Origin of the sequence: Hymenobacter lucidus, from assembly GCF_020447265.1 — a bacterium.
GTDB lineage: Bacteria > Bacteroidota > Bacteroidia > Cytophagales > Hymenobacteraceae > Hymenobacter > Hymenobacter lucidus.
On sequence record NZ_JAJADR010000005.1, the window covers coordinates 287,828 to 299,473 of the forward strand.

Annotated in this window: 10 protein-coding genes; 7 read left to right on the forward strand and 3 right to left on the reverse strand. The window is 58.6% G+C overall.

Annotated features, from left to right (window positions below):
* Positions 1–152 precede the first annotated feature (152 nt).
* The 6 genes from LGH74_RS17450 to LGH74_RS17485 all read left to right on the forward strand — a co-directional run bounded on the left by LGH74_RS17450 (position 153) and on the right by LGH74_RS17485 (position 7,752).
* Positions 153–866 carry a pirin family protein gene (locus tag LGH74_RS17450; RefSeq protein WP_226177604.1) on the forward strand — a complete coding sequence of 238 codons (714 nt, stop codon included), beginning with the start codon at positions 153–155 and terminating at the stop codon, positions 864–866.
* A 141-nt stretch (positions 867–1,007) separates the two neighbouring features.
* The gene (locus LGH74_RS17455; RefSeq protein ID WP_226177605.1) at positions 1,008–1,586 is read left to right on the forward strand and encodes a nitroreductase family protein; all 579 of its coding nucleotides are present in this window, start codon (positions 1,008–1,010) and stop codon (positions 1,584–1,586) included.
* A gap of 126 nt (positions 1,587–1,712) precedes the next feature.
* Positions 1,713–2,423, forward strand: a complete 711-nt coding sequence (locus tag LGH74_RS17460; RefSeq protein WP_226177606.1) for a pirin family protein — start codon at positions 1,713–1,715, stop codon at positions 2,421–2,423.
* Positions 2,424–2,434: 11 nt separating this feature from the next.
* Positions 2,435–2,830 (forward strand): OsmC family protein, encoded by a 396-nt coding sequence (locus tag LGH74_RS17465; protein WP_226177607.1) that lies wholly within the window; start codon positions 2,435–2,437, stop codon positions 2,828–2,830.
* Between the two features lie 557 nt (positions 2,831–3,387).
* Positions 3,388–4,980 carry an OmpA family protein gene (locus tag LGH74_RS25020; RefSeq protein ID WP_284439292.1) on the forward strand — a complete coding sequence of 531 codons (1,593 nt, stop codon included), beginning with the start codon at positions 3,388–3,390 and terminating at the stop codon, positions 4,978–4,980.
* 297 nt (positions 4,981–5,277) lie between these two features.
* Entirely contained in the window at positions 5,278–7,752 is a 2,475-nt protein-coding gene (locus LGH74_RS17485) for an alpha/beta hydrolase family protein (RefSeq protein WP_226177608.1), read from the forward strand.
* Positions 7,753–7,824: 72 nt separating this feature from the next.
* On the opposite strand, the gene LGH74_RS17490 is transcribed toward LGH74_RS17485, so the two are convergent.
* Positions 7,825–8,559, reverse strand: coding sequence for a DUF72 domain-containing protein (locus LGH74_RS17490; RefSeq protein WP_226177609.1), 735 nt, complete (start codon positions 8,557–8,559; stop codon positions 7,825–7,827).
* Positions 8,560–8,689: 130 nt separating this feature from the next.
* Here LGH74_RS17490 and LGH74_RS17495 point away from each other — a divergent pair, with 130 nt between their 5' ends.
* Positions 8,690–8,977, forward strand: a complete 288-nt coding sequence (locus LGH74_RS17495; protein WP_226177610.1) for a YMGG-like glycine zipper-containing protein — start codon at positions 8,690–8,692, stop codon at positions 8,975–8,977.
* A gap of 94 nt (positions 8,978–9,071) precedes the next feature.
* On the opposite strand, the gene LGH74_RS17500 is transcribed toward LGH74_RS17495, so the two are convergent.
* Positions 9,072–10,208 (reverse strand): extracellular catalytic domain type 1 short-chain-length polyhydroxyalkanoate depolymerase, encoded by a 1,137-nt coding sequence (locus LGH74_RS17500; RefSeq protein ID WP_226177611.1) that lies wholly within the window; start codon positions 10,206–10,208, stop codon positions 9,072–9,074.
* A 185-nt stretch (positions 10,209–10,393) separates the two neighbouring features.
* On the reverse strand, positions 10,394–11,128 hold the full coding sequence (locus LGH74_RS17505) for a DUF72 domain-containing protein (RefSeq protein ID WP_226177612.1): 735 nt from the start codon (positions 11,126–11,128) through the stop codon (positions 10,394–10,396).
* Between the last annotated feature and the right edge of the window lie 518 nt (positions 11,129–11,646).

Genomic DNA, 11,646 nt, shown 5'->3' on the forward strand with positions numbered 1-11,646 from the left:
CTGCCAGCCCGGCTATGCATACTGCCATACCCGCCGAAACCGGCCGCAAACATTCATTTGCGGCCGGTTTTGAACTTTACGGCTCAATATATGTATGTACATAAGTCAGCACACAGCTAATATTTCAACCTTCGACTTTACTTCCCCTTATCATGCAAACCGTCCTTCATACTGCCGACTCCCGGGGCCACGCCAGTCACGGCTGGCTCAACTCTTACCACACCTTCAGCTTCGCGGGCTACTCCAACCCCAGCCGCGTCCACTTTGGGGTGCTGCGCGTGCTCAACGACGATACCGTAGCGGGCGGCATGGGCTTTGGCGGCCACCCCCACGACAACATGGAAATTATTTCCATTCCGCTGTCCGGTGACTTGGAGCACAAAGACAACATGGGCAACCACGGCATTATTCGGCGCGGCGACGTGCAGGTGATGAGTGCCGGCACAGGCATTGTGCACAGCGAGAAAAATCACAATAAGGACCAGGAAGTAAAGTTTTTGCAGATCTGGGTGTTTCCCAACAAGAAAGGCGTGCAACCCCGCTACGACCAGCAAAGCTTCCGCTCCGAAGACCGTCACAACCAGTTCCAGCAGGTAATTTCGCCCTCGTCCACTGATGCCGGCGTCTGGATTCACCAGGATGCCTGGTTTAGCCTCGGCGACTTCGACCCGGGTTTCAGCACCGAGTACAGCGTCAAGAAAGCTGGCAACGGCGTGTATGCCTTCGTGCTGGAAGGTGACGTGACCATCAACGGCCAAAAACTGCACCGCCGCGACGGTTTCGGCATCTGGGACACCGATACGCTCAGCATTCAGGCCGACAGCCAGGCCCAGCTGCTGCTGATGGATGTGCCCATGTCGCTGTAAGTTGTTGATTGTTGGGAGTTGATGGTTGTTTGTTAGGCATAGGCTGATGGCTACGGTATACTCGGCCTCTAATAATCAAGTTTGACTTAGGTTTACAACTCCCAACAATTAACAAGCAACTCCCAACAATCAACAATTAGGATGAAAACTGCCCCCACTACTTACCCCGTGCACGAGCTGATTCGCCAACGTTGGAGCCCCCGCTCCTTTACCTCCCAGCCCGTTGCCCCCGAAACCCTGGGCCAGGTTTTTGAAGCCGCGTCGTGGGCTGCCAGCGCCATGAACGAGCAGCCCTGGCGCTACATCTACGCCCACCGCACCGATACCGAGAACTTCCAGAAAATGGTGGACGTGCTGATGCCCGGCAACCAGCCCTGGGCCAAAAACGCCGCCGTACTGGTGCTTTCCCTGGCCAAAAATCAGTACGACAACGGTACGCCCAACGGCGCCGCCCTCCACGACCTGGGCCTGGCCAACGGCAACCTGATTCTGGAAGCTACGGCCCTGGGCCTGCACGGCCACTTTATGGGCGGCTTCGACCGGGACAAGGCCAAGCAAACCTTCCAGCTCCCCGACAGCCTGCAGCCCGCCGTGATGATTGCTCTGGGCTACCAGGGCGAGGCTGAACAGCTGGAAGAGCCTTTTCTGAGCCGCGAAAAAGCCCCGCGCCAACGCAAGAGCGTAGCCGACATTGCCTTCGAAGCCCAACTGCCGGAGTAGGGTTGGCTGTTGATTGTTGGGAGTTGATTGTTATTGGTTGCTTGCTAATGGAAAACCCTGCAAGCCGAACAGCTGCCTTATCAATCAACTCCCAGCAATCAACAATCAGCAACTAACACTCAACCTATGAATCACCGCATCATCCGGGCCGCCGAGCGGGGCCTGAAAGACATTGGCTGGCTGCAAAGCAACTTTTCGCTTAGCTTCAGCAACTATTACAACCCCGAGCGGACCGGCTTTGGCCTGCTGCGCGTGTTCAACGACGACTTTGTGAAGCCCGGCAATGGCTTTGGCCTACACGCCCACGCCAACATGGAAATCATTTCGGTGATGCTGGCCGGCCGCATGAACCACATCGACTCGATGGGCTACCGCGAGGAAGTGGCTACCGACTCGGTCCAGATCATGAGTGCTGGCAGCGGCCTGCGCCACGAGGAGCACAACATCGGCGACGACGAGGTGAACTTCCTGCAGATCTGGATTGAGCCCAAACTCCAGAACGTGACGCCGCGCTACCAGAAGCGCAGCTTTCCGGCCGAAAAGCGCAAAAACCAGCTTACTACCATCGTCAGCAACGAGGAAGGCACGGCCCACGTCTGGATCAACCAGAACGCTAAGCTCTCGTTGGGCTACTTCGACCAGGGCCAGACCGTGGACTACGCCCTGAAGCCGTTGAATAAGTGCGTGTTCGTATTTCTGATGGAAGGCGAAGTGACGGTGAATGGCCAGCTGCTGAACAAGCGCGACAGTATCGGCCTCTGGGACACGGACCTGGTGCAAATTGCCTGCAGCCAGGAAAGCAAGTTTATCGTTATCGAAGCTCCTATTAACCACTAGCGCCACCAGTCATGCCCACCCTCACCGGCCGTAGCGGCCCCGAGCCCTACCTGACGCGCATCAGCTCCGACACCGGCCACGAGTTGCTGGCCGACGAGCCCCTCGACAATGGCGGCCACAACCAGGGCCCCACGCCCGGTGAGCTGCTGGCCGCCTCACTCAGCGCCTGCGTCTGCATCACGGTGCGCATGTATGCCACCCGCAAGCAGTGGCCCCTCACGGGCCTCGAAGCCCAGGTATCGTTTGAGCGCAACGAGCAGCACACCGTTACCCAGCTCAGCTGCGTGCTACAGCTACAGGGCGAGCTGAGTGAGGAGCAGCGCCTGCGCCTGCTGCGCGTGGCCGAGCTGTGCCCCATTCATAAAACCCTGATGGGTGCCGTGCCAATAAGCACGGCGTTGGGCTAAGCTATTAGTTCAACGCAGGCCCAACAGCTGCTTCTTTTTACCCGCAACGCCTCATTCTGCACCGAGTGAGGCGTTGTTGGTTTAGCGCCTGTGGCTGTTGTCCGGCTCGGCATATTGCGCTGACAAACCGGAGCCTGACCAGCTTGACTAAACATCTTTTTTGGATCAAAAGAGGCAACTGAACAGGTCGTAAAACTTTCGCGGGCTGCCGGTTTGCCGGGCTCTTCGCGCGCCGTTCGGCCTGCTGGGCCAGAGGTGACTCAAGCGTTTTGCCGTACCTCCCAACAACAATACAATCCATTTATTAACAGATACTTACACAACACACTGTATGCAACGCATTCCATCTAATCAGCTCTGCCGGCAGCAGCACAACCGGCGTATCGAGTAAGCTCAACACTAGCTCGGTAATCCGAAACAGCGGGGCTTGCCGGTGGCCCGTTGGTACATAACTCAGATTAGATCGGAGAATAGAGAACAACCTTATCCGGCGTCGTCAGGTATATAGCGACACCACCATAGAGGGCATTCGTGCTTTCCCAACCTTTGTTCTACATATGAAACTACACCTTACCTCCCCGAAAGCCCTGGCGCTGGGGGTGGCGCTGCTGGCCGGCGCGTCACACAACGGTTACAGTCAGAGCGCCGAGAAGAAAACCGGCATCAGTCTCTACGGCTCCACGCTGCAGTACCACGGCGACCATGGCTCCGAGTGGTTCAAAAACGACAAGATTGAGTTCGGCGCGGGCCTGAAAATTGGCCGCTACATCACGCCGGGTATCGATCTGGGCCTGGATTTGAGCTACGGCGAAATGGCGTACTCCGCTACGCCCCCCAAAAACCTGACCCAGGTAACCAGCGGCTTCCGGGCCAACGTGGTAAACATCGGCATTCCCGTAACGCTGAAGCTGAACAACGGCTGGGCCTTGAAGGAAGACGGCTTCTTTGCTCCTTACCTGAGCCTGGCCCCTGGTATCTTCTTCGCCAGCACCGACCGGTTTAAAGCCAACGGTGGAGCCCCTGACAACCGTGACCTGTACGCTTTCGACATTCACGGTGCAGCGGGTATCCGCCTGAATTTCACGCCCGGCCTGTCGGCTTTCGTGCAAACCGGCCAGCACTACATCCTGACCGACCAGATTGACGGCATCACGGAGAAAGGCCACATCAACGACCGTTACCTGCAGCACACTGCCGGCCTCACATTCAACTTCGGCCAGGTAGTCGACACCGATGGTGACGGCGTAGGCGACAAAAAAGACAAGTGCCCCGGCACTCCAACCGGCGTAGCCGTGGATGCCAATGGCTGCCCACTCGATGGCGACGGCGACGGTGTTCCGGATTACCAGGATAAGTGCCCCACCGAAAAAGGCCTGGCGGCGCTGGAAGGCTGCCCCGACCGTGACGGTGACGGTGTGCGCGACGGCGACGACGCCTGCCCCGATACCCCCGGCAAGGCTGAGCTGAAAGGCTGCCCAGATGCTGACAACGACGGCGTGATTGACTCGGCCGATAAGTGCCCCGACACCCCGGCTGGTGTAGCTGTAGATGCTACCGGCTGCCCACTCGATAAAGACGGTGACGGTGTTCCGGATTACCTCGACCGTTGCCCGAACCGTCCCGGTCCGGCTTCGAACAAAGGCTGCCCAGAAATGAAGGTGGAAGAGAAGAAGCGTCTGCAGGAAGCTACCAAGTACATCCAGTTCGAGTTCGACAAGGCGACCCTGAAGCCGATTTCGTTCCCAACCCTGAATGGTCTGGTACAAATCCTGAACGACTACCCCGACTACTCGCTGGGCATCTCGGCCCACGCCGACAACAAGGGTGATGATGCCTACAACCTGCGTCTGTCGGATGCCCGCGCCGCCTCGGCCCGCACCTACATGCTCAGCAAGGGTATTGCCGCCGACCGTATCGTGTCGCATGGCTACGGCGAAACCAAGCCGATTGCCGACAACGCTACCGAAGCCGGTCGTGCCATCAACCGCCGCGTAGAGTTCGATGTGTACCTGCCCGGTGACCCGAATCCTGCTGAGACGAAGTATGGTGTAGCCCCCGAGATTCCTGCCGCGCCGGTGAAAGCTGCGCCAGTGAAGAAGGCCCCGGTGAAAAAAGCGCCGGTAAAGAAAGCCGCCCCGCGTCGTAAATAAGCTCCCCGGTATCTGCCTCGCAGCAGATTGAGTACCTCCTAAAAGTGGCCAGCTCCCGTAGCTGGCCACTTTTTTTATGCCCCTGAGGTAGAAGCTGTAGGAGGCCGACAGGATAAGCGGCAATTGTACTTTTAAGCAAAATGACTGTCGCAACCAAAGTAGCTACATTGGTAAAATCCAGCTTTGCAAAAATGCTAACTTTGTATCGGCGGCGGAAACTACTCGCATAGCAGCTTGTGTTATCGTATCTTACGCAGCTTTTTCGGATTGCTCCCCGGAGCCCACTACAAGTTCTCTATGAAATTATTGTACATTTTTGGGGCCCTGTCTTTTTGTAGTCTGGCTGGCTCGGCGCAGGATCTGCAGTACCAGACGCCGCCCAAGTCCATTGCGGCCTTGGCTGATGCACCTAGCACGCCCCGCGTAAGCGTTTCGTCGAACGGGCAATGGCTGCTACTACTCGACAACCAGGACATGCCCGGCATTGCAGATTTGTCGCAGCCGGAGCTACGCATCGGCGGGCTGCGCATCAATCCCAAGACCAACGGCCCGAGCCGGGTGAGCTACATCACCAAGCTCCGGCTCAAGCACCTGCCCGATGGCAAGGAACTGCTGGTGCAAGGCTTGCCGGCTAAAGCCCGCATCAGCGAAGTAACCTGGTCGCCAGACAACACGAAGGTGGCTTTCACGCACACGTCCGAGCGGCACGTGGAGCTGTGGATTCTGGATGTAGCCTCGGCCTCGGCCCGGCTGATGCCCAACCTGTTTCTGAACAACGTCTTCGGCAAGTCCTTCGAGTGGGTATCGGATAGCCAGACGCTGCTGGCCCGCGCCATCGTGGGCGGCCGCGGCGACACCCCTATTCTGAGCCCGGTGCCCATGGGCCCCACGGTGCAGGAGAATATCGGCCGCAAGGCCCCGGCCCGCACCTACCAGGATTTGCTAAAAAACCCGACCGACGAGAAGCTGTTCGAGTTTTACGCCACTGCCCAGGTGGTAAAGGTGACCGTGACGGGCCGGATGCAGCCCCTGGGTCAGCCCGGCATCGTGCAGCAGGCTTCGCCCTCGCCCAACGGCCGCTACGCCCTCATCAAAACCCGCCACCGCCCTTATTCCTATACGCTGCCCTACTCCGATTTTCCGCTGCAGGTGGATATCATGAGCATGGAAGGCCTGCTGGTGAAAACCCTGGCCGACCTGCCGCTGGCCGACAACGTACCTAGCAGCTTCGACGCCGTGCCTACCGGGCAGCGCCACCATGACTGGCGCGCCGACGCGCCCTCGACGCTGTATTGGGTGGAAGCCCAGGACGGCGGCGACCCGAAAACCCCGGCTCTGGTGCGCGACAAGATTTTTACGCTGGCCGCCCCGTTTGAAACCGAGCCCCAGGAGCTGGCCGCCCTGCCGCTGCGCTTCCGCGACATGCACTGGGGCAATGCCAACCTGGCGCTGGTAGAAGGCTACCGCTGGGCTGACCGTAAGGAAATGACCTGGACGCTGAACCCCACCACCAAGGCCGCGCCAACCGTGCTCTTCGACCGCTCGTCGCAGGATACTTACACCAACCCCGGCACGCCCTACACCCAGCGCAACATCACCGGCAACGAGGTGCTGGCGACCGATGCCAAGGGCGAAACGCTGTACTTCATCGGCACTGGCGCATCGCCGGAAGGCGACCGGCCCTTCGTGGACGAGCTGGATGTAGCGTCCAAGAAAAGTACCCGCTGGTGGCGTTCCGAAGCCCCGTATTACGAAGTACCCGTCACGATTCTGGACCTCAACAAGCGCCACCTGCTCACCCGGCGCGAGTCGCAGCAGGAAACGCCGAACTACTACCTACGCGAGGTGAAAAGCGCCAAGCTGACGGCCCTGACCAAGTTTGTGAATCCTTACGCAGCCGTGGGCAACCTCACCAAGCAGGTACTCAAGTACAAGCGCGCCGACGGAGTTGACCTGACTGCTAACCTGTATCTGCCCTACGGCTACAAGAAAGAGGACGGCCCGCTGCCCACCTTGATGGAAGCTTACCCGGTCGAGTTTAAGAACAAGGCCAACGCCGGCCAGGTGAAAGGCTCGCCCTACGCCTTCACGCGCCTGAGCTGGGGCTCGCCCATTTACTGGGTTACACAGGGCTACGCCGTACTGCAGGGTACCAGCATTCCGATTGTGGGCGAAGGCACCAAAGAGCCCAACGACACCTACGTGGAGCAGCTGACGGCCAGCGCTAAAGCCGCCATCGACGAAGGCGCCCGCCTGGGCGTGGTTGACCGGAAGCGGGTGGCTGTAATGGGCCATTCCTACGGCGCATTTATGACGGCCAACCTGTTGGCCCACACCGATTTGTTCCGGGCCGGCATTGCCCGCAGCGGCGCCTACAACCGTACGCTCACACCCTTTGGCTTCCAGGCCGAGGAGCGCACGTATTGGGAAGCGCCGGAAGTGTACAACCAGATGTCGCCCTTCACTTACGCCGATAAGATCAAGACGCCGCTGTTACTCATTCACGGCGAGGCCGACAACAACTCGGGCACTTTCCCGCTGCAGAGTGAGCGGTTCTACAACGCCCTGAAAGGCCACGGCGCCACCGTGCGCTACGTGGTGCTGCCCTTCGAGGCCCACGGCTATTCCGCCCGCGAGTCCATCATGCACACGCTCTGGGAAATGAACACCTGGCTCGAAAAGTACGTGAAGACGCCCACCGCTGCAGCGCCGGCCACGCCGGCCGTTCCCGCCGACCAGAGTGCCGTAGAGACGAAGGCAGGCGGCAACTAGTACCGATTCACCGTGCGGACTTAGTGTCAAAAGGCCCCGTTCTTTACTGAACGGGGCCTTTTTTTGGTGTCTTTACTGAGGCCCCACGCGCAGGTAGCCGCGTAGCTGCAGGCCATTGCGAATAGCGGAGGCGTCGATATCGTTGTTGAAGTAGATGAAAGCTTGCTGCACGCCGGACTCCTGCGCGATGCTATCGGCCAGCTGCTCCAGCTCGGCTTCGGCATACGGCGACTTGTAGAGCTCGGGCACGCCGTGCAGCCGGTAGTAGAGCACAGGCGTGTTGGCAATAACAGCCGGGGGCAAGGCTGGGTGGCTCTGCCCGCAGAAGCTGATGCGGTGGCGGCTTAGCTCCTGGAATACCTCTTCATGCCACCAGCTCGGATGCCGAAACTCCACCACGTTGGTAAACCCCGGTTCGAGGCTTTCCACAATTCGGTGCAGCCGCTCCTGGGAATAGGCCGTGCGGGGCGGCAACTGAAACAGCACCGGCCCGAGCTTTTCGCGCAGCCCTTCGCGCAGAGTGCCGTAAAAATCGGCGAGCAGCGGGGCGCAGTCGTTGAACTGCTTATAGTGGGTTATCAGCCGGGGCGCTTTCACCGAAAAGCAGAAGTCGGCGGGGCTGATGGCATACCAGTTTTCGACGAAGGAGAGCTGGGGAAACCGGTAGAAGGTCACGTTCAGCTCCAGCGTGTTGAAGTGTTGGCTGTAAAACTCGAACCAGCGGCGCTGGGGCAGCTTTTCGGGGTAAAACGCCCCGCGCCAATGCCGGTAATGAAAGCCGGAGCAACCGATATACCAGAAATTCATACGCAGAATACGGTTAAGAAAGCCCGGAAATTTATACGCATACCAGGCCGAAAAGCTTACCGCAACCCTGCGCGGCCCAGCTTCGTTTCAAGCTCATAGTTCTATTGCATCACCTTTAAATTCAAACGTCATGAAAACGTTCAAGATATATCTGACCATGCTGCTGGCTGTATTTATGCTCGGCAGCACCTTCACCGAAGCCCAGGCCCAGACTGAACCCAAGAAAGGCTGGAGTAAAAAAGCCAAAGGTGCAGCTATTGGCGGCGGCGCGGGCGTAGTAGGTGGTGCCGTAGTAGGTGGCACGAAAGGCGCGGTAATCGGGGGCGTGGCCGGAGCCGCAGCTGGTGGCCTGATTGGTCGCAAGAAGGACAAGAAGAAAGACCCGGTTCGGCACGCCGAATACACCAAGAAAGACTAGCTACAGCGACTCACCTGTTGGTTAGCAACACAAAAAAGGCCCCGGATGCACACGTCCGGGGCCTTTTTTGTGCTATACTGAGCCCGACGAGCCGTTACGGCTTCACTACTTTCTGATACTGGCTACCGCCCTCAGTATCGAGGCGCAGCAGATACACACCGCTGCGCCAGGTGCTGGTCGAAACTCGCAGGGCGCCGTCGGCCGTGGGGGTGGCCGGCACGCGCACTGCTCTGCCCAGCGCATCGGTAGCGGTAAGCTGCGCGGACCGCAACTTGCGGCTGCCGGCCCGCACCATCAACTCGTCGGTGGCCGGATTGGGGTACACGGTAATTTCCGACTCAGCCCCGGCTTTGGCAGTGCCCAGCGGGGTGCTGAGCTGACTGAGCCGGTAGCGTCGCAAAAAGCGCCACACTTCCCGGCTGGCGCTGATATCCTGGTTGGTGACGCCAATGCTGACGGCCGCACCCGGCCAGGTGTGCCCGCCCCCAATGATTTTGAAGTGCTCAACCACGCTACCGTTGCGGCCGCCACCGTACACGTAGCGCTCGGCCGTGCTGCCGTCGGCGGTGTTGGTGTTGGGCACGGCCGTAAACGCCGGTGTAGGAGAGCAGCCGTTGAAACGCACCCAATAGTCGACCACCGCCGGCACGGGAATAAACAGGATGTTGCCGGTGTAAGGCACGGTGCCATCGGCGGTGCCGTGAATTTCGATGACGGGCACCGGGTGCTGGGGCGTGCAGGCATTTTGGCGGCTTTGCACCATGCTGCCCGTTACTGAGCCGATGGCCGCCACCCGGTTGCTGAGTTTGCAGGCCAGCTCGTAGCTCATGAAGCCGCCGTTGCTCATGCCGGTACTGTATACCCGGTCGGCGTCGATATTGTAGCGGCTTTGCAGATTGGTGAGCAGCTCGGAGAGAAAAGCCGCGTCGTCGACGCCGGAGCCGGGGGCTACAAACGTGTTCCAGAAGCGGCTGCCGGTGCCGTCAATAGTGCCGTTGGGATGCACAATGAGGAAGTTGGCCGTGTCGGCAATGGGCCGGAAGTCGCCGTAGAACTCCTGCTCCAGATTGTTGGAGCCGTAGCCGTGCAGATTGAACAACAGCGGTACAGCCTTGCTCGGCGAGTAAGCCGCCGGCACGTACACACGGTATTCGCGCGTAATGCCGCCACTGACGATAGTGCCCGTCACGGTGGTTTGGGCCTGACTGGTTTCGGGCTGCAGGGTAAGCATCCCCAATAAGAATGCTGCGGAGTAAAGCTGCTTTTTCATCTGGATAAAGCTGTTTTCAAAAGCTGGAGGAGTAGCGGAAGCAAGGCACCGCACGAGCTGACGTTGTTTATTCGGTCGTCCTTCATCTGGCGTACGCCCTACAAAGGCTGACAGACGCGAGGCATACCACCACTCCTGCTCTACGCTTACTTGCCTCCTAGCAGTTGCTGCATCTTCTGCGCGTCGCCGACTCCCACGCCGCCGATGCCATTGTTGAAGTACAGATACACCTGCTGCAGGTTGGGAAGGACCGCAATTTCGTCGGCAATGCGCTGCAGGAATTCCACGCTGTACTCCGACTTATACAGCTCCGGCACGCCGTGGAAACGGTAGTAGAGCAGGTTGGTAGTCGCCACGGCCTCGTCGGGTAGCGGCATGGGGTGGCTTTGGCCCACGAAGGAAATCTTGTGCCGACTCAACTGCTGAAACACCTCCCCTTCCCACCAGCTCGGGTGCCGAAACTCCACCACGTTGTCGAAAGCCGGGTCCAGGTTATCCACGAGGCGCTGAAACAGCTCGTCGGTGTAGGCAGCCTTGGGCGGCAGCTGAAACAGCACCGGTCCGAGCTTGTCCTGCAGTCCTTCCCGGATGGTGGCGTAGAACTCGGCCAGAATCGGCTCGGCCTCGGCGTTGAACTTCTTGTAGTGCGTCACCTGCCGTGGGGCCTTCACGGCAAACCGGAACTCGGGCGGACTCTGCTGGTAGAGCTTCTCGAAGAAGCTCAGCTCCGGCATCCGGTAGAAGGTCACGTTCAGCTCCAGGGTGTTGAAGTGGGTACAGTAGTATTCAAACCACTTGCGCGGCGGCACGTCGGGCGGGTAAAACACGCCTTTCCAGTCGCGGAAGGAAAAGCCGGAGCAGCCGATGTAGGGAGCGGGCATACAGTATAGCTTGGGTGGAAATGGCTTCTACGCAAGATGATGCTAGTTTGCACCACCATTTTTGTAGACTATTATGGAAAAATCATAAAATAGTCTACGGACCGTTGTATCGTTTGTGTAGACTATTGTGTAGGTTTTCAGAAATAGCCTACAAAGTATCAATGAACAACAGACACTAGTGGCTGGCCTCTGCTTCTCAGCCTTATATCTATTTTAAGACACTGCGCGACATACAACAGCAGTAGTGCTCCTTGTACCCTAGGAACCGCGCTAGGTGTTACCTTGTCATTAACTTGCTCCGCAACCCGGCGACTTCAACTCAGCAAAACCACGTTACTTTCCCCTATCCCAGTATGGAGCGTTATACCAGCTTTCAGGAGTTAAAGGCTGCCGAAGAATAGGCTGAAGTCTCGGAGCATAGCAACCCCGAGGCGGAAGAGAGGGTTATGGCGTTTTTTGCGGTCTTGCAAGAGTCGATGAAGACAACAAACCAGGCAACGAATAAAACCGATGATTGA